At 71.5% G+C, this 17,888-nt stretch carries 15 protein-coding genes; 7 read left to right on the top strand and 8 right to left on the bottom strand.

Going from position 1 to position 17,888, the window contains the following annotated elements; translation table 11 throughout:
* Positions 1-104: 104 nt before the first annotated feature.
* Positions 105-1,148 carry a PP2C family protein-serine/threonine phosphatase gene (locus tag AB0J97_RS11080; protein WP_364087051.1) on the top strand — a complete coding sequence of 348 codons (1,044 nt, stop codon included), beginning with the start codon at positions 105-107 and terminating at the stop codon, positions 1,146-1,148.
* Here the strand turns inward: AB0J97_RS11080 and AB0J97_RS11075 are convergent.
* From AB0J97_RS11075 to AB0J97_RS11055, 5 genes are read right to left on the bottom strand one after another with little or no spacing between them, the layout of a single operon-like run.
* Positions 1,143-2,504: a sulfatase-like hydrolase/transferase gene (locus AB0J97_RS11075; RefSeq protein WP_364087049.1), complete on the bottom strand. Its 1,362-nt coding sequence runs from the start codon at positions 2,502-2,504 to the stop codon at positions 1,143-1,145. The genes AB0J97_RS11080 and AB0J97_RS11075 overlap by 6 nt on opposite strands.
* 10 nt (positions 2,505-2,514) lie before the next feature.
* Positions 2,515-3,321 carry a carbohydrate ABC transporter permease gene (locus AB0J97_RS11070; protein ID WP_357693764.1) on the bottom strand — a complete coding sequence of 269 codons (807 nt, stop codon included), beginning with the start codon at positions 3,319-3,321 and terminating at the stop codon, positions 2,515-2,517.
* Positions 3,321-4,199: a sugar ABC transporter permease gene (locus AB0J97_RS11065; protein WP_357693766.1), complete on the bottom strand. Its 879-nt coding sequence runs from the start codon at positions 4,197-4,199 to the stop codon at positions 3,321-3,323. Before AB0J97_RS11065 ends, AB0J97_RS11070 begins: the two co-directional genes overlap by 1 nt.
* Positions 4,196-5,461 carry a sugar ABC transporter substrate-binding protein gene (locus AB0J97_RS11060; protein ID WP_364087045.1) on the bottom strand — a complete coding sequence of 422 codons (1,266 nt, stop codon included), beginning with the start codon at positions 5,459-5,461 and terminating at the stop codon, positions 4,196-4,198. Before AB0J97_RS11060 ends, AB0J97_RS11065 begins: the two co-directional genes overlap by 4 nt.
* Before the next feature lie 14 nt (positions 5,462-5,475).
* A complete protein-coding gene (locus AB0J97_RS11055; RefSeq protein ID WP_364087043.1) occupies positions 5,476-6,474 on the bottom strand; it encodes a LacI family DNA-binding transcriptional regulator in 999 nt (332 codons plus the stop codon).
* Positions 6,475-6,769: 295 nt separating this feature from the next.
* On the opposite strand from AB0J97_RS11055, the gene AB0J97_RS11050 reads away from it, so the two are divergent.
* From AB0J97_RS11050 to AB0J97_RS11040, 3 genes are all read left to right on the top strand, one after another.
* Positions 6,770-9,064, top strand: a complete 2,295-nt coding sequence (locus AB0J97_RS11050; RefSeq protein ID WP_364087041.1) for a glycosyl hydrolase family 18 protein — start codon at positions 6,770-6,772, stop codon at positions 9,062-9,064.
* A gap of 192 nt (positions 9,065-9,256) precedes the next feature.
* The gene (locus AB0J97_RS11045) at positions 9,257-10,660 is read left to right on the top strand and encodes an APC family permease (RefSeq protein ID WP_364087039.1); all 1,404 of its coding nucleotides are present in this window, start codon (positions 9,257-9,259) and stop codon (positions 10,658-10,660) included.
* Entirely contained in the window at positions 10,657-11,295 is a 639-nt protein-coding gene (locus AB0J97_RS11040; RefSeq protein WP_357693776.1) for a GPP34 family phosphoprotein, read from the top strand. Before AB0J97_RS11045 ends, AB0J97_RS11040 begins: the two co-directional genes overlap by 4 nt.
* A gap of 73 nt (positions 11,296-11,368) precedes the next feature.
* On the opposite strand, the gene AB0J97_RS11035 is transcribed toward AB0J97_RS11040, so the two are convergent.
* The gene (locus AB0J97_RS11035) at positions 11,369-11,731 is read right to left on the bottom strand and encodes a hypothetical protein (RefSeq protein ID WP_357693778.1); all 363 of its coding nucleotides are present in this window, start codon (positions 11,729-11,731) and stop codon (positions 11,369-11,371) included.
* Complete coding sequence (locus AB0J97_RS11030) at positions 11,728-13,503, bottom strand: hypothetical protein (protein ID WP_364087036.1); 1,776 nt, start codon at positions 13,501-13,503, stop codon at positions 11,728-11,730. The genes AB0J97_RS11035 and AB0J97_RS11030 overlap by 4 nt, the downstream gene beginning before the upstream one ends.
* Positions 13,504-14,042: 539 nt before the next feature.
* Here AB0J97_RS11030 and AB0J97_RS11025 point away from each other — a divergent pair.
* The 3 genes from AB0J97_RS11025 to AB0J97_RS11015 all read left to right on the top strand — a co-directional run bounded on the left by AB0J97_RS11025 (position 14,043) and on the right by AB0J97_RS11015 (position 16,421).
* A complete protein-coding gene (locus AB0J97_RS11025) occupies positions 14,043-14,747 on the top strand; it encodes a hypothetical protein (protein WP_364087034.1) in 705 nt (234 codons plus the stop codon).
* A 61-nt stretch (positions 14,748-14,808) separates the two neighbouring features.
* Positions 14,809-15,372 carry a hypothetical protein gene (locus tag AB0J97_RS11020; protein WP_357693784.1) on the top strand — a complete coding sequence of 188 codons (564 nt, stop codon included), beginning with the start codon at positions 14,809-14,811 and terminating at the stop codon, positions 15,370-15,372.
* A gap of 41 nt (positions 15,373-15,413) precedes the next feature.
* Complete coding sequence (locus AB0J97_RS11015) at positions 15,414-16,421, top strand: endonuclease/exonuclease/phosphatase family protein (protein WP_364087031.1); 1,008 nt, start codon at positions 15,414-15,416, stop codon at positions 16,419-16,421.
* Positions 16,422-16,432: 11 nt separating this feature from the next.
* Here the strand turns inward: AB0J97_RS11015 and AB0J97_RS11010 are convergent, their stop codons facing one another.
* The gene (locus AB0J97_RS11010) at positions 16,433-17,875 is read right to left on the bottom strand and encodes a long-chain fatty acid--CoA ligase (protein WP_364087029.1); all 1,443 of its coding nucleotides are present in this window, start codon (positions 17,873-17,875) and stop codon (positions 16,433-16,435) included.
* Positions 17,876-17,888 lie beyond the last annotated feature (13 nt).

The following is a 17,888-nucleotide window of genomic DNA, read 5'->3' as shown; positions in this document are numbered from 1 at the left end:
GCGCCGCAGGACGGAACGTGGACGCCTTGGGAGAAGCTGGTCACCGGGGGTGAACGACGATTCTCTGGGGTGGCGGGCTCAGGCGGCCCTTCTTCACGACGCCGGTGTTCCTGGTCGGCCTGGTCGGGATCACGGCGCTGGTGGTCGGGCTGGACCGGTTCACCGGCGGGGGCGCGGAGCTCGTGCCGGTGCTGATCTTCCTGCCGGCGATCGTCTCGGGGCTCGGCACGGTGTGGCAGACGGCGATCGCGTCGTTGTGGGTGCTGGTGGTGGTGTCGGGCTCGGTCGCCTACCTGGGCGGCAACCTGCGGACGAACCTGGAGGTCTCCGGCTTCACCGCGGCGTTCGGGTTGATGAGCGTGGTCGGGGCGAGCTACCGGATCCAGCGCGAGGACGAGGTGCGCCGGTTGCGCTCGGCCGCCGCGGCCTTGCAGCGGCAGCTCGTCAGGCCGCTGCCGCTGCGCTCGCTCGACGTGGTCGTGGACGGCCTCTACCAGCCCATCGAGGAGGACACGATGGTGGGCGGCGACATGTACGAGGTGGCGCCGTCGCCGTACGGGACCCGGGTCATGATCGCCGACGTGCAGGGCAAGGGGCTGCCCGCGATCGGCGCCGCGCTGGCCGTGCTGGGCGCCTTCCGGGAGGCGGCCTACCGCGAGATCAGCCTCATGGGCGTGGCCGACGCCCTGGAGGACGCGGTGACCAGGCACAACAGGTTCGCCGCGCACACCGGCGAGCCCGAGCGCTTCGTCACCGCGCTCCTGCTGGACGTCGGCCCGGAGCTGGAGGTGGACGCCGTCAACTGCGGGCACATCGCGCCGTACCTGATCCACAACGGGAACGCCGGGCAGCTCTGGCTCGGCGAGCCCGAGGTGCCGCTCGGCCTGGCGTCGCTGACGGGCGAGCCCCGCCACGGCGCGCGTTTCGCCTTCCCGCGGGGGGCCTCGCTGCTGCTGTGCACCGACGGCGTCACCGAGGCCCGCGACCGGGACGGCTCCTTCTACCCGCTGGAGCAGCGGCTGCGCTCCTGGGCCCGCGACCCGCCGGCCAGGACCGTCGAGGCCCTGGCCGCCGACCTGAACACCTTCACCCACGGCGCCCCGCGCGACGACATCGCCGTGCTCATCCTGCGCAGGACCGGCTCATGACCGCCGCTGGTGGCCGAACCTGACCGGCTCGGGGCCGAGCATCCGTACCGCCGGGTCGGGCAGGACGCGTTCGTCGGAGTCCAGCTCGGCGGCCGGGTCGACGACCGGCTCGGCCTCGCCCGCCTCGACGATCCGGCGCAGCAGGCGTTCGCGCAGCTCGGCGGCCACCTGCGCGTGCGAGCGCAGCCCGGCCAGGTTGACCAGCTCGTGCGGGTCGCTGTCGAGGTCGTACAGGGCCTGCTCGCGGTAGCGGGGGGCGGCCGGGGCGTTCCAGGGGTCGGCGTCCTCGGCGACGGCGTAGTACTTCCACCGCCGCGTACGGAGGCCACGTCCCACCTCCGACTCGCTCACCTGGAAGAACACCTCCTCCGGCCACGGCGCGCGGGAGTCGGCGAGCAGCGGCAGGAACGAGCGGCCCTGCATCTCCTCCGGGACGGGCAGCCCGGCCGCCGCCAGCAGCGTGGGCGGCAGGTCCAGGGTGCTGACCAGGCGGGAGATGGCGCCGCCGCCGTCGAAGCCGGGGCCGCGCAGCGCCAGCGGCACCCGCAGGGACGCGTCGTGGCAGGAACGTTTGTACTCGTCGTTGCGGGTCTTGAAGTGGCTGCCGTGGTCGGAGGTGTAGGCGACGATCGTGTCGTCGAGCAGGTCCATGCTGCGCAGCGCGTCGAGCAGCCGGCCGAGGCCCTCGTCCAGGCGTCTGACCTGGCCCAGGTAGCCGCCCAGGTGGCGGGCCGAGGTGCCGCCGAGCGCGGCCAGGTCGGCGGGCAGCCAGCGGCCCTGGTGGCGCTCCTCGTAGCCGTCGGGGGCGGGGTGGTTGTCGACCTCGTTCTGGTGGTGGGGCTCAAGGAACGAGACGAAGAGGTAGAAGGGCTCGGCGTGGTGGTCGGCGACGAACCTGATCGCGGCGTCCACCAGCGCGTCGGAGCGGTAGCCGGGCAGGAAGACCGGCTCGTCGGCGTCGTCGTAGACGATCGTGCGGTAGGCGTCGGAGGTGAACTCCAGCGTGTTGGCCGCCAGCCAGGTGCCGTAGCCGCCGCGCTGCCCGGCCGGTACGGGGTCGCCGTCGGCCAGGTGCCACTTGCCGATATAGCCGGTGGCGTACCCGGCCTCGCCGAAGTGGTGGGCCAGGGTGCGCTGCCCGCCGGGCAGGGTCAGCCCGTTGCGGTGCACGCCCACGGACGTCGGGTAGCGGCCGGTCTGCAGGGCGGCGCGGGCCGGGGCGCACACCGGCTGCGGGGTGAGCGCCACCGTGGCCTGCGTGCCGTGCCTGGCCATCCTGTCGAGGTTCGGGGTGAAGGGGCCGACGGTGTCCCACCGCTGCTGGTCGGTGAGGACGACGATCACGTTCGGACGCAAGAAGGGGCTCCTATCGAAGGCCGGTGAGCGCGATGCCGCGCACGAAGTACCGCTGGGTGAGGACGAACAGGACGGCGGTGGGCACGAAGAGGATCACCGAACCGGCCGCCGTCAGGTGCCACAGCGTGAAGTACTCCTGGTTGAACAGGGTGAGCCCGACCGGGATGGTCCGCATCTCCGGCGTGGACGTGGCCACCAGCGGCCACAGGAACTCGTTCCACTGGAAGACGAAGGTGAACAGCCCGAGCACGGCCATCGCCGGCCTGGCCTGCGGCAGGATGATCCGCCGGTAGATGGCCAGTTCCGAGGCGCCGTCGATGCGGGCCGCGCTGATCAGGTCGTCGGGGATGGGCTGGATGAACTGCCGCATGAGGAAGATGCCGAACGCGTCCATGAGGAACGGCGTGATCAGCCCCTGGTACGTGTCGAGCCAGCCGAGCTGGGCCATGAGCACGTACAACGGGATCATCCGCACGAAGAACGGCACCATCAGCGTGGCCAGCAACGCCACGAACAGCGTGTTGCGCAGCGGGAAGCGGAACTTGGCGAACACGTACCCGACCAGCGGGTCGAACACCAGGTGCGCCAGCGTGATGGCGCCCGCCACGACGAGGCTGTTGACGATGAAGTCGCCGAAGGGCGCGCGGGTGAACAGCTCGGCGTAGTTGCCCCACTGCGGCGCGGCGGGCCACAGGACCGCCTCGGCCGACATGGTCTCCGCCTCGGTCTGCAGCGACAGCGACACCATGTACAGCAGCGGCAGCACGGTGACCAGCGAGGCCAGCCCGAGCAGGGTGTAGAGCAGCGGCCTGCGCATCAGTACACGACCTCCCCGCGCCGGCCGGCCCTGAGCTGGATCAGCGTGAACGCCACGATGACCGCCAGCAGCAGCACCGACTGGGCCGAGGAGTAGCCGAAGTCCCTGGTGCGGAAGGCCACGTTGAAGATGTGGAACACCGACAGGTCCGTGGCGTCGCCGGGCCCTCCGTTGGTGATGATGTACGCCTGGCCGAACGCCTGCAGCCCCGAGATGACCGCCATCACCGACACGAACAGCGTGGTCGGCGCGAGCAGCGGCAGCGTGATCGACCAGAACCGGCGCCAGGCGTCGGCGCCGTCCATCTTGGCGGCCTCGTGGTAGGTCTCCGGGATACCTTGCAAGCCCGCCAGGAACAGCACCATCGTGTAGCCGACGCTCTGCCACAGCGTGACCGCGGCGATGGTGAGCAGCGGCGCGGTGTTGAGCCACTGCTGTCCGGGCAGGCCGAGCGCGCCGAGCAGCCGGTTCAGCACGCCCAGCTCGGGGTCGAGGATGTTCCGCCACAGCAGCCCGACGATGGCCACGGACGTCAGGTACGGCACCAGCAGCAGCACGCGGAAGGCCACCCGCCCCTTGAGCGGCTGGTCGATGGCGAGCGCCAGGCCCAGTCCGATCACGATCGAGCCGGCCACCACGGCCACCGCGAAGGCCACCGTGACCAGGAACGAGTGCCGCACCGCCGGGTCGGCCAGGGCCTGGCCGTAGTTGGCCAGGCCGGCGAACCGGTCGGCCTGCGGGCCGGTGCGCAGGCTGGTGGCGACGACGTTGCCGATCGGCAGGTAGAAGAAGGCCGCGAAGAACAGGATGGCGGGGGTCAGGAACAGGTAGGCCGTCCTGGCGTAGCGGCCGGCCAGGGTCCTGGGGCGCGGGATCACTTGAGGAAGCCCTCCGCGGCCTGGGTGAACTTCTTCAGGGCCGCCTCGGCGGGCGTGTTCCGGATGAGCACCTCCTGATACATGATCTTGAGCTGCTCCTCCCACTTGCCGAGCTGCCCGGTGAGCCGGACCTGCCTGCCGGGGTCCTCGGCGTAGGCCAGGGCGTCGGCGAAGACCTTGGTGGCCGCGTCCGACTGGACCTCGGGCAGGGCGGCCCAGGAGGTGCGGGGCATGAGCATGCCGACCTCCGCGGTCGCCGCCTGCTCGGCCTGGAGGGTGGTGACGCGCCTGATGAAGTCCCACGACAGGTCGGGCCTGGCCGCCTTGGCGGGCACGAACAGGCTGACGCCCGCCGCGTTGGTGGCCTGCCGGGCCTTCCGCAGCGGCGGGGCGACGCCGAGGTCGATGTCGGGGCTGGTCTTCCTGATCGGGTCCAGGTCCCAAGGACCGGTGAGGATCATCGCGGCGCGCTTGGCCGAGAACAGCTTCTGCGGGCCGGAGTAGTCGGTGCTGGAGACCGGGACGGGGGCCACCTTGTGCTTGTGGGTCAGGTCGGCCTGGAACTGCATGGCGGCGACCGCGTCCGCGAAGGGGGTCATGATCTGGCCGGTCTTCGCGTCGTAGGGGGTGACGCCGGCCTGGAGCAGCCAGGGCCAGATGTAGCCGTAGTCCTGGTTGAGCGCGACGCCGTGGACGCCGTCCTTGGTGAGCTTGACGGCGGCGGCGAGGAACTCGTCCCAGGTGGACGGGGGCTCCAGGCCGGCGTCGTCGAGCATGGCCTTGTTGTAGAGGAGCGTGTTGCAGGTCAGGTGGAGCTGAACGCCGTACACCTTGCCCTGGTAGGAGTTGCGCTCGACGGTGGCCGGACGCCAGTCGGCGGGGAAGCCCATGGCGGCGCCGTCGCGATCGACGTGGTCCTGGAGCGAGCGGGCGTTGCCGGAGATGGCGAACTCCTGCACCCAGCCGCCGGGCTCCTCCACCACGTCGGGGCCGATCCCGGAGGCGAAGTCGGCCAGCAGGCGGGTGCGCAGGTCGGGCCACTGGTACTTCTGCAGGTTGACCTTGACCTTGTGGGCCTGCTCGAACTCGGCGATCACCTTGCGGTAGGCCTGGTAGTCGTGGCCGGCGTTCCAGTAGACGGTGAACGTGCCGGGCGCCGCGCTCTGCGTGGGCGGGGCTCCCGCGCAGGCGGACAGGACGGGCACGGCGGCCGCCGCCCCGGCCAGGCGGAGCAGGTCGCGGCGGGAGAGGGTGGGAGACATCTCGCATTTCCCTTCTAGGAAGAGCCCCGCCGCAGGAACGTCCACGGCCGGACGATCTCGCGGGCGGGCAGGGGCTCCTCGGCCTGGAGGCGGTCGAAGAGCAGGCGCACGACGTCGGTGTAGTCGTGCCTGAGCGGGCCGACGGTGCTGAGCTGCGGGTTGCTGATGAGACCTTCGCCGACGTTGCCGACCCCGACCACCGCCAGGTCGCCGGGGACACGCAAGCCCGCGTCCCTGGCGGCCCGGATGACGCTGATCGCGGCCCGGTCGGAGGCGGCGAAGACCGCGTCCGGACGGCCGGGCGAGGCCAGCAGCTCGGCGGCGGTCTGGTAGGCCGAGACGCGGTCGTCCGCGCCGGAGACGATGATCCGGTCGGTGACGCCGTGCCGGTCGAGGGCCGTGGTGTAGCCCAGGAGCCGGCCGACCGGACGGTCGCGGTAGAGCTCGTGGCGCTGGGCCATGAACGCGATCCGGCGCCTGCCCTGCTCCAGGACGTGCTCGACGGCTTCGGCGCACGCCTCGGCCTCCGGGGTGCGGACGACGTCGCAGCCCTCGGGCACGTCCACGTCGTGCACCACCACCATCGGCGGCCGTCCGGCCGACTCGGCCAGCAGGTCGTGGACGAGCTCGTCGACGGCGACGTTGACCAGGGCACCGTCGGCGATGCCGCTGCGCAGCACGTCCGCGGCCGCCCTCGCGCGGGCCCGGGAGTAGACGGCCAGGGTGATCACGGAGTAGCCGTGCATGTCGGCCATCTCGTGCAGGTCCCTGGCCAGCCGCTCCTCCGACGGCACGCCGCCGGGCGAGCTCTGCACCAGGCAGACCCGCTGGGTCCGCCGTCTGCGCAGGCTCCTGGCCGCCTGGTCGGGGGTGTAGCCGAGCTGCCTGGCCGCGTCGAGCACCCGTTTCCTGGTGCCGACGGCGACGGGACGGTCCCGGCCGCTGAGCACGTAGGAGACGGTCGCCACGGACACGTTCGCCAGTTCGGCCACCTGTCGCGCTGTCGGTCTCATGTTAGTCGAATAACCTAGCATTCCCTATAGGAAAGACGGGTAATTGAGCGATGGTGAGCTCGGGCTGCTGTGGCTGGAGTGGGGGAGTGGACATGCGTCGGCCGTCCGTCCTGTTAATCGTTTAACAGAGAGGTGGAGGAACCGTACTCCCCCTGGTCACATGCGGGCAAGCGGCACCTCGGGCGGCCCTCAGGTGAACTATTAAGAAAGTTTCCTAACAGAGAGCATTGACGGTCCTGGTCACTCGGCTTACGTTCCGATCAACCCCCCCAGCCATGCCCCATCGGAGGTGGCCTTGAAGCCCTTACGCACCCGCGCGGCGCTCGCCGCGTGCGGCACCTCACTGCTGCTCATCGCCGGAGCCCTGGCCGGTACGGCCACCGCCGCGGCCGACAACGCCGCCTGCCGCCCGGACGGCCTCTACCAGACCCCCGGCGTGGACGTCCCCTACTGCCTGGCCTACGACGAGGACGGCCGCGAGAAGATGGGGGCCGACCACCCCCGCCGCATCATCGGCTACTTCACCAGCTGGCGCACCGGCAAGAACGGCCAGCCCGCCTACCTGGCGAACAACATCCCGTGGGGCAAGGTCACCCACCTCAACTACGCCTTCGCCCACGTCGACGGCGCCAACAAGATCGCCGTGGACGCCAACGCCACCGCGACGGAATGGCCCGGCGTCGCGGGCGCCGAGATGGACCCCGCCTACTCCTACAAGGGGCACTTCAACCTGCTCAACAAGTACAAGAAGCAGTTCCCCGGCACCAAGACGCTGGTGTCGGTCGGCGGCTGGGCCGAGACCGGCGGCTACTTCGACGCGAACGGCGCCCGCGTGCCCTCCGGCGGCTTCTACTCCATGACCACCAACGCCGACGGCTCGGTCAACCAGGCCGGCATCGGCACGTTCGCCGACTCGGTCGTCGCCTTCATCCGCGCGTACGGGTTCAACGGCGTCGACATCGACTACGAGTACCCGACCTCGATGAAGGACGCCGGGAACCCGCTCGACTGGACCATCGCCAACGCCCGCAGGCCGAACCTGATGAAGGGCTACGCGGCGCTGATGCGGACGCTGCGCCAGAAGCTGGACACCGCGGCGGCCGCCGACGGCAAGTACTACATGCTGACCGTCGCCGCCCCCGCCTCCGGCTACCTGCTGCGCGGCATGGAGACCTTCCAGGTCACCCAGTACCTGGACTACGTGAACATCATGTCGTACGACCTGCACGGCGCCTGGAACGAGTTCGTCGGCCCCAACGCGGCCCTGTACGACGATGGCAAGGACGCCGAGCTGGCCAAGTGGGGCGTCTACACCACCGCCCAGTACGGCGGCCTCGGCTACCTCAACACCGACTGGGCCTACCACTACTTCCGCGGCGCGATGCCGGCCGGCCGGATCAACGTCGGCGTGCCGTACTACACGCGCGGCTGGAAGAACGTCAACGGCGGCACGAACGGCCTGTGGGGCACCTCCAACGGCCAGAGCGGAAGCTGCCCGCAGGGCCTGACGACGTGCGGCGACGGCGCCCGCGGCATCGACAACCTGTGGCACGACGAGGAGAACGGCAAGGAGGTCGGCGCCGGCTCCAACCCCATGTGGCACGCCATGAACCTGGCCAAGGGCATCGCCGGCTCCTACGGCCCCGCCTACGGCCTCGACCCGGCCGGCGACCCCGAGGACAGGCTGACCGGCACCTACACCCGCAACTACAACGCCACCCTGACCGCCCCCTGGCTGTGGAACGCCACCAAGAAGGTGTTCCTGTCCACCGAGGACGACCAGTCGCTCGGCGCCAAGGCCGACTACGTCAAGAACCAGGGCATCGGCGGCGTGATGATCTGGGAGCTGGCCGGCGACTACGCCTGGGACGCGGCCAAGGGCGAGTACTTCATGGGCCAGACCCTGACCGGCCTGCTCTACGACAAGCTCAGGACGGCGAGCCCGTACGGCGCGGCCAAGGCCAAGGTGGCCGTCCCCGCCGAGAAGGTGGACGTCACGATCGAGGCCACCGGCTTCCCCGCCGGCGACAGCAACTACCCGATCAACCCCAAGCTCGTCATCACCAACAAGACGCAGACCACCATCCCGGGCGGCGCGGAGTTCCAGTGGGACTACGCGTCCTCGGCCCCGAACAACGCCAAGGACCAGTCCGGCTTCGGCCTGAGGGTGATCAGCAGCGAGCACACCGGCAACAACGTCGGCGGCCTCAAGGGCGACTTCAACCGGGTGTCGGTGAAGCTGCCCACGTGGCAGACGCTCGCCCCCGGGGCGTCGGTGACCCTCGACTACGTGTACTACCTGCCCGTCCCCGGCCAGGCGAACTACACGCTGACCTTCGGCGGCAGGACGTACGGGCTGCTCCAGGACCTGGCGCGCGGCGGCGTCGCGCCCAGCCCGAGCCCGACGCCGACCGTCACCCCGACCGGCGGCTCCTGCACCGCGCCCGCCTGGAGCGCGACGGCCGTCTACAACGGCGGCCAGCGCGTCTCGCACAAGGCGCACACGTGGGAGGCCAAGTGGTGGACGCAGGGCCAGGAGCCCGGCACCACCGGCGAATGGGGGGTCTGGAAGGACGTCGGCGCCTGCTGAGGAGGCGCCGGCGACCGCGCGGACGGGCCCTCGGCGAGGTCAGGTACGCAAGCACCTGGAGCAGACCCTTGCGACGTGACCGTGAGCTACGGAAGGATCGCCAGATCGAGCCCCACCGGTATCCGTAACCCCATGCGTATACCGAGGCCCGTCACCCCCCGCGTGCGCGCATGACGACATGGAGAGGCTGTCGTGCAACCTCAGGAGAACGTCGAGCAGTTCGGCTACCGTCAGGAATTACGCCGCGGGGTCGGGCTTACCGACCTCGTGTTCTACGGCCTGATCTTCATGGTGCCGATCGCGCCGTTCGCGATCTTCGGCCCGGTGTACAAGATCTCGGGCGGCATGCCCGTGCTGGCGTACCTGGTGGGCATGGTCGCGATGTTGTTCACCGCGGCCTCGTACACGCAGATGGTCCGGGCCTTCCCGTTGTCGGGTTCGGTCTACAACTACGCGGGCCGCGGCATCGCCCCGCCGGTCGGATTCATGACCGGCTGGGCGATCCTGCTCGACTACCTCCTGGTGCCGAGCCTGCTCTACCTCGTCGCCTCGATCGCCATGAACGCCAGCGTGCCGGGGGTGCCGGTCTGGGGCTGGCTGCTCATCTTCGTGGCCGTCAACACGGTGATCAACCTACGCGGCATCCGGATGACGATCACCCTCACCAAGGTGCTGATCACCTGCGAGCTGGTCGTGCTCGGCCTGTTCGTACTCATCGGGGTCTGGGCCCTGCTCCAGGGCGAGGGCCAAGGGTTCAGCCTCTCTCCGCTGTTCAACCCGGACACCTTCTCCTGGCCGGTGATCTTCGCCGCGGTCTCCGTCGCGGTGCTGTCCTTCCTCGGCTTCGACGGCATCAGCATGCTCGTCGAGGAGTCCGCCGGCGGTTCCGCCCAGGTGGGCCGGGCCATGCGGCTCGCGCTGATCCTGGCCGGCCTGCTGTTCGTCGTCCAGGTCTGGGTGGCGGCCCTGCTGGTGCCCGATCCGGCGGGCCTGCTGGCGTCCGGCTCGGAGAGCGCCTTCTACGACGCCGCCGCCTCGGCGGGCGGCGAGTGGCTGCGGCACGTCACCTCGACCGCCACCGCGATCTCCTGGGGCTTCGCCGACACGCTGGTGGCCCAGGTCGCCGTCTCCCGCCTGCTGTACGCCATGGCCCGCGACCGGCAACTGCCCTCCTTCCTCGCCAAGGTGTCGATCAAGCACTCGGTGCCGGCCAACGCCATCCTGCTCGTCTCGGTCCTGTCCGTCGGCATCGGCGTGTGGGCGGCGCAGCTGGAGGACGGCTCCGGCGTCACCCTGCTGAGCAGCCTGGTCAACATGGGCGGTTTGATCGCGTTCGTGGTGCTGCACCTGTCGGTGATCGTCCACTACCGGGTGCGCGGGCGTTCGTCCGACCTCTGGTCGCACGTGGTGATGCCGCTGATCGGCATGGCGATCCTGATCTTCGTGATCGTCAACGCCAACATCCTGGCCCAGCGGGTCGGGCTGATCTGGCTCGCCGTCGGCTTCGTCGTCCTCGGCGTCCTGTACGCCCGGGGCCGCCGTCCGACGCTGGACGACGGCGAGAAGGCCGGCCTGACCGGCATCCGGTCGCCATGACGCGGCCGCCGCTCCACCAGGAGCTGTTCCTCATCGGCCACGACCAGTCCGGCAAGCCCCTGGTGCACCAGCACTCGATGGCGCTCGGGCTGGCCGGGGCGATGCTGCTCGACCTGGCGCTGAGCGAGCGCGTCACGGTCGAGCAGGGCCGGATCGCCGTCACCGACCCCACCCCGGTCGGCGACGCCGCGGTGGACTCACTCGTCCCGATGCTGGCCCGCGACCGGGCCGAGCGGGAGGCCAAGTTCTGGATCAAGAAGCTGGCCGAGGACGCCTACGACCGCACCCGGCAGAGCCTGGTCGCCTCGGGCGTGCTCGTCATCGTGACCAGGCGCCGCATGGGCATGTTGCCGTACACGCGTCACCAGCTGGCCGACATCGCCTCGGTGGTGCGCGCCTCGGCCGGGGTGCGTTCGGCCGTGGAGGGCTGGAAGCAGCCCGACGGGCGCGGCGCGGCGCTGTGCGGGCTGGTGGGGGCGCTGCGGCTGGAGGCCGAGCTCTACCTCGACCAGCCTTCTGCCCGGCTCATCGAACGGCTGCGGGAGATCGCGCGCGAGCACTCCCCCGTCGTCGCGGCGGTCGTGGAGCTGATCGACGACATGCTCGGCGAGGCCGCGGTCGCGGTCTTCCGCTGACCACGGCCCCCGCCGGGAACACGGTCTCTGCCGGGGGACACGGCCTCCCCCCGACCACGATCCCCCGCCCGGGTCAGGTGAACAGCTCGCGGATCTGGCCGACGACCTCCACGATCACCGACACCTCGGCCGCGCGGGCCGACAGCCGCTTGAGCGCGTCCATGACGCGGGAGCGGTCGGGGTCGGCCTGCTCGATCTCCTGCCGCACGTCGGCAACGTCCCGGCGGGCCCGCGCGGGCTCGGTCACGGCCGCCTCGTGCTCGGTGAGCAGCCGCTCCAGCAGGTCGAGGAGCCGGGCAGCCTCGCCGGGGGACGTGCCGCCCAGGTTGTTGACCGTGGCGCGGGAGTGCGGGCCCACCGCGATCGGGCCGCTGACCTCGCCGCCGCTGATGTGCACGCCGTACGAGCCGGGCATGGGGGTCTCCTCGTTCGTCACGCGTTCTGCCCTCCCAGGTTGTTGACCGTCGCGGCGGCCTGGTGCCCGAAGGCGACCGGGCCGCTGACCGTGGCGCCGCCGCTGACCGACAGCGTGTTCATGGTCACGCTCGCCGCCTGCAGACGGTAGGCGCCGGTCTCCACGCCCCGGTCCTCCAGGAAGTCGAGGACCGCCTCGGTGAGCCGTTGCTCGATCATCCGCACGTACTTGGAGACGTCGAGCACCTGGATGTGGGTCTGCAGGTCGTCGCTCGCGCCCAGCTCGCGGACGCTGAAGCGGGCGCCGTAGGGGTAGACGATGTGCTTGCGCGGGTCGGGCGCCATCATGTTCTGCCGGACGGCCTGCGTGCCCGTACGGACCAGGCGCGCGGGGGCGGCGAGCACGTCGCGCAGCAGCCGCAGCTTCAGCGACCGGACCGCCTCCCAGGCGATGCGGCCGCCGGTCATCGTGGGCAGCCGGTCGACCACGTGGTACGGGCCGTAGGCCGGCGGCAGCACGGTGACCACGAACTGGGTGTAGAGCATCCGGCCCTCGACGGCCAGGTAGATGAACGCCGAGGTCAGCGCCTCCTGGTCCTCGGCGGGCGCGACGAGCCGGCCGTTGCGGTCGCGGATCTCCTGCCCGGCGTTGTTGATCGTGACGCGCTGGTAGTAGCGCACGCCGCCCTGCGGATGGCGGACGACGGCCTCGATCTCCTCGGGCGTGGCGTGGGACCTGGGCAGGCCGTTCTTGCCGATCAGCGGATGGGACACCGGGGCGCCGCCCTGGTGCCAGTCGGCCACGGTGAAGATCCCCCGGGTGACGACGTGGTCGCCGATGTCGAGGCGCTGGATGCCCTCGTTGGGACGCAGCACGCGGTCGCGCATGTCCTTGAGCCGCTCGCGGACGAAGGCGTGCAGTTCGACGGGGTCGAGGTCGACCGGGTCGTCCTGGCGGCGCGGCGGGCCCTCGCGGCCGCGTACGCGGTCGAGCTCGACGGCGATCGACCAGCTCCGGGCGATGGACCCGGCGCCCATGAAGGCGTCTTCGTTGGCGTACATGGTGACGTTGCCCCACTGGGCGCTGCGCACGTAGTCGATGCGATGGGCGGCGCGGGGGCCGGCCGCGCCGGTGACCGGCTCGGGCGCGCCCGGCCGCAGCGTGCCGGCCAGGGTCATGTACGTCGCGATCCGGTAGACCAGCGCCACCCCGAGCGTGGTGAGGGGCACGGACATCGCCAGCGCCAGCGGCCCCGCGTTCTGGCCCAGGACGTCGGCGAGGTCGTAGGAGGGGCGGTCGTCGTAGAACGAGGACCCGGAGAACCCCAGCAGGATCGTGTACAGGCCGGTGAAGAACACCGCGAACAGCGTGACCAGGGCCATGCTCGCGGCCCAGAACCAGAGCATGGCCCGCAGCACCGCCGAGCCGCGCCGGACCCGCGCCGAGGTGAGCAGCACCAGCGGGACGAGCACCGCCACCCACGCGATCGTGTTCATCGGGGAGATCATGAACCCGATGAGGAAGAACACCGTGATGAGGGCGTCGCGGACGACGAGCATCGAGCGCGAGCGGCGGCAGTGGTGGATCACCGGGATGAGGTCGAAGCCGCCGTAGGACGGGGGGACCGCGCGGTAGGGATCGAACATCAGCTCCGCCAGCACCCGGTCGCGGAACCCGCTGTCCAGGTAGGCGGCGGCGCTGAGGTAGCGGGTGACGTTGCTCATGCGGGGCACGCCCGGGTGGGCCGCCGTGTCCCGCGTCGAGCCGGTGGCACCGGAGCTGCCGACGGCCATGACCCTCCTTCGTCGGTGGACCCGGCCGAGCTTATGAGGGGCGAGTGCTTTGGGGGGCTCGTTGTTATCAAATAGTCTCGTTCACCAGAAGTGAAGCTCAGGACAAAAGCCCGATAAATCGAAATTCATCCCTTTACGGAACATTACGGGAGGGTGTATTGGTCCACCATTCAGGCGTGGGAGGGCGGTGCGGGCGATGCGGCAGCGACACCGGCGCCCTGGCCCAATGCCCCCGCTGCGGCGCCCTCCTCCCCGTCCCCCCTCCCACCCCCTCCCCCACCTCCCCCGCTCCGACCGCCACCCCTGACACCGGCAGCCCGCCCGGCACCGCAGGAGGCGGCCCAACGCCCACCGGCTCGCCACCCTTCAGCCCCGCGCCCACCGGCTCGCCGCCCCTCGGCCCTGCGGACGTCAGGGGCGGCGCGTCGGGCGGGCGTCCGATCCAGGGCGGGCCGCTCGGCGGGGCTTCGCCGAGGGCGCCCGGGGACGACCATCCGCCGCCGCCCTCACGGCTGCGTCCGCCGGGGTGGCGGCGACCGGTGGTGCTGGTCAGCGTGGCGGCGGCCTGCGCGACGACGGCCCTGGTGTGGTGGGTGGCCGGGAGCGGGCCGTCCGCACCGGCCGAGGCGGGCCGGAGCCCGGACGGCGGGCCGCCGGCCGGGCAGCCGCAGACGTCGACCGCGACGGCCGGGGACCCGGCGACCGACGACCCCTCGACCGGGGACGCCACCGCCACCGGAGACCCGGCCGCGACCGGGGACCCGACGCCGAGCGGCGACCCGACCACGGACGGGGCCGGGACGGCGGCCGGCCAGGCCGGGCAGGTGGACGAGCTCCTGTCCAGCAGCAGCTCGACCCGTTCCAGCCTGTCGGCGGCGATCGCCGACGCGACCGGCTGCCGCCGGGCCGCCGTGACCACGATCGAGGAGATCACCGCGAGCCGCCGCGACCAGCTCGCCGCCGCCCGGACGCTGGAGGTGACGGCCCTGCCCGAGGGCGCGGCGCTGAAGCAGGCGCTCATCACCGCGCTCGACGCCTCCTACGACGCCGACACCGCCTTTCTGTCCTGGGCCCGGCGCCATCTGGCGGGGGGCTGCACCGGCCCGGTCTCCGGCGACCGGAATTACCGGCGGGGTCTCAGCAGATCGGCGGACGCGCAGACGGCGAAGGAGCGATTCGTCCAGGCATGGCGACCGATAGCGGAGACCTACGATCTGACGTTTTGGAAAGCCGATCAGATCTAGCCATATTGGCCCATAATTCACACATATAGCCGAAATTCCGAGCGTACGAAGGAGTGTTGCGATGTTCCTGCCACGACGTCTGGTCCGGCTGGCCGCGGGTGCGGCGGCCGGGTACCTGCTCGCCGTACGCCCCTGGCATCTGCGCTGGGGCGCCACCGACAGCGAGGTGCACGAGGACCTGCCGGGTGACGACATCGTGCCGCTCCCCCAGCTCCAGGCCACCCGCGCCGTCACCGTGGACGCCCCGCCCGCCGCGGTCTGGGCCTGGGTGGTCCGGCTCGGCGGCTACCCGCGTCCCGGCACGCGTCCCGGAGCGGCCGCCGAACCCGACCGGCCCCTCCGGGACCTCAAGCCGGGCGACGTCATCGGCGGCGGCTTCGTCGTCGAACGGGCCGAGGTGCCCCACAGCCTGGTGCTGGCCGACCGCGGCGCGGACGCCACCACGACCTGCTCCGTCGCGCTCCGCGACACCGGCGGCGGCACCCGGCTGATCTACCGGCTCCGGACGCGCGGCGAGCCCACCGTACGCGGCGCCGCCCACGTCGCGATGACGGACGTCGGGGACTTCGTCACGATGCGCAGGCAGCTCCTCGCCGTCAAGGCCGGGGCCGAGTCGGCGGGCTGACCCCGGTTCGCCTCCTCCGCCGCTGCCTTAGGGTTCATGCTGTGGATCAACGGGGAGCGAGCGCGACGGCCGAACGCGCATCCGCCGACGAGCGTCCGGCCCCCCGGCGGCGCAGGCGCTGGTTCGCCTGGACGGTGGTCGCGCTGCTGGCGGCCTGGGCGGCGCTGCGGGTCGGCGGCCTGGAGACCGGCTCCTTCCTGACCCAGCTCATGACGGTGACGCCGATCGGCGCGGGGCTGGCCGCCCTGACCGCGCTGCTGTCGGTGCTCAGGCGCAACCGTCCGGCGGGGCTGTGCGCGGCGCTCGTGGGCGTGGTGCTGGTCGCGTGCCTGATCCCGAGGGCGTCCGGGGTGGAGGCGGGCAAGGTGACCGACGGCGTCCCGCTGCGGGTGTTGTCGGTCAACCTGTTCGGCCGGGCCGACGCCGAGGCCGTGGTGCGCCTGGTGAGCACGTACGAGATCGAGATGTTCAGCGCGCTGGAGCTGACGCCGGACGCGGTCCGGCGGCTCGACCAGGCCGGGCTGCGCAAGCTGCTCCCCTACCGGGTGCTCCAGGCCGCGGACGGCGCGATCGGCAGCGGCCTGTTCGCCAAGCACCCGCTCAGGTCGTTGCGGGGCCTGTTCACCCCGATCGGCCACAACATGCCGGCCGCCACGCTGTCCCTGCCCGGGGGCGTCAAGGTCGAGGTCGTGGCGGTGCATCCCGACGCGCCGCTCGGCCCGATGGTGGAGCGGTGGAACGCCTCGCTCAGGGCGCTGCCGTCCCCGTCGCCGTCGGTGATCAGGGTCCTGGCCGGCGACTTCAACGCCACCCTCGACCACCGCGCCTTCCGCGACCTGCTGGCCCGCGGTTACGTCGACGCGGCCGACCAGGTGGGCAAGGGGCTCGTCCCGACCTGGCCCAGCGGCCGGGCGATACCGCCGATCATCGCGATCGACCACGTGCTGGCCGACCGGCGGGTGGGCGTGGCCCGTACGGAGCTCCTCGACGTGCCCGGCACCGACCACCGCGGCGTCTTCGCCGACCTGCGCCTGCCCGCGATCGGCTGATCCCGCCCGGGTCAGCCGCCCTGCTCCCCGTACAGCCTGCTGAGGGACGCCTTGAGCACCTTGCCGGCGCCGTTCCTCGGCAGCTCGGGGACGAACTCCAGATATTTCGGGACCTTGAAGCGGGCCAGGCGGCCGTCCAGGTGGGCGAGCAGGTCGTCGGGCTCCGCGCTCGCGCCCGGCCGAAGCACGACCAGCGCCTTGCCGGTCTCGCCCCACTTCTCGTCCGGTACGCCGATCACCGCGCACTCGGCCACCGCCGGATGGGCGTACAGCAGGTTCTCGATCTCGGCCGGGTAGACGTTCTCGCCGCCGGAGACGTACATGTCGCTGATCCGGTCGGAGATGCGGACGTAACCGTCCTCGTCGGCCACGCCGATGTCGCCCGACCTGAACCAGCCGTCGGCGGACAGCACCTTCGCGGTCTCCTTCGGACGCCGCCAGTAGCCGGGCATGACGTTGGGGCCCTGCACGTACACCTCGCCGGGCTCGCCGGGGGCGGCGGGCGAGCCGTCGGGGGCCACCAGCCGCACGTCGGAGAAGAAGCACGGCACCCCGGCCGAGCCGAGCTTGTCGTCCGGGTGCCCCTCCCCGAGGAAGAGCGCGCCGGGCGAGGTCTCCGTCATGCCGTACCCCTGGAGGAACGTCAGCCCGCGCGCCCGGTACGTCCTGATCAGCGGCTCGGGCACCGGCGCTCCCCCGCACAGCAGGTGCCGCACTCCGGACAGGTCGGCGCCCGCCCAGCGCGGCGACCGCGCGAGGGCCGTGAACATCGACGGCACCCCGAACATCACCGTCACCCGCTCGGACTCGATCAGGTCGAACGTCCTGTCCACCTCGAACGACGGCTCCAGCAGCGCCCTGCCGCCCTTGAGCACGGTCGGCACGAGCGTCTGCGCCAGGGCCGCGATGTGGAACAGCGGCGCGCTGACCAGCGTCACCTCGTCGTGCGCGAGCGGCACGTCGACCAGCAGGTTCACGGCGTTCCAGATGAGGTTGCCGTGGGTGAGCATCGCGCCCTTGGGGCGGCCCGTGGTGCCCGAGGTGTACATGATCAGGCAGATGTCGTCCTGGCTCACCGGCTCGTCGAGGGGGTCGGCGGGCGCGCCGGCGATCAGCTCCTCGACGGCGTCCTGGCTCAGGTGCCGTCCTGGCAGCCCGCCGCCGTCGCGGCCCTCGCCGAGGACGACGACCCGGGCGCCGGAGTCGTCCAGGACGAACCGCAGCTCGGGCGGGGCGAGCCGGGCGTTGAGCGGGACGAACATCGCGCCGAGCAGGCCCGCGGCGAAGAACGTCTCCACCAGGGACGGGTGATTGGGCCCGAGGTAGGCGATCCGGTCGCCGCGGCCCACGTCGAGGGCCGCGAGCCCGTGAGCCAGCCGGGTGACCCGGTCGTACAGCTCGCCATAAGTGCGGTCGATTCCCTGGAAACCGATCGCGGGCCGGGCGGGCGTCATCCGCGCCCTGCGT

Origin of the sequence: Nonomuraea sp. NPDC049607 (assembly GCF_040675375.1) — a bacterium.
GTDB lineage: Bacteria > Actinomycetota > Actinomycetes > Streptosporangiales > Streptosporangiaceae > Nonomuraea.
Note: the sequence above shows the minus strand (reverse complement) of the source record. Positions and strands in the feature narration are given on the sequence as shown.

Coding starts and splice junctions, on each gene's coding strand:
- AB0J97_RS11070 (WP_357693764.1), bottom strand. CDS start 3,321: ATGCGCAGGCCGCTGCTCTACACCCTGCTCGGGCTGGCCTCGCTGGTC.
- AB0J97_RS11060 (WP_364087045.1), bottom strand. CDS start 5,461: ATGTCTCCCACCCTCTCCCGCCGCGACCTGCTCCGCCTGGCCGGGGCG.
- AB0J97_RS11055 (WP_364087043.1), bottom strand. CDS start 6,474: ATGAGACCGACAGCGCGACAGGTGGCCGAACTGGCGAACGTGTCCGTG.
- AB0J97_RS11040 (WP_357693776.1), top strand. CDS start 10,657: ATGACGCGGCCGCCGCTCCACCAGGAGCTGTTCCTCATCGGCCACGAC.
- AB0J97_RS11030 (WP_364087036.1), bottom strand. CDS start 13,503: ATGGCCGTCGGCAGCTCCGGTGCCACCGGCTCGACGCGGGACACGGCG.
- AB0J97_RS11020 (WP_357693784.1), top strand. CDS start 14,809: ATGTTCCTGCCACGACGTCTGGTCCGGCTGGCCGCGGGTGCGGCGGCC.
- AB0J97_RS11010 (WP_364087029.1), bottom strand. CDS start 17,875: ATGACGCCCGCCCGGCCCGCGATCGGTTTCCAGGGAATCGACCGCACT.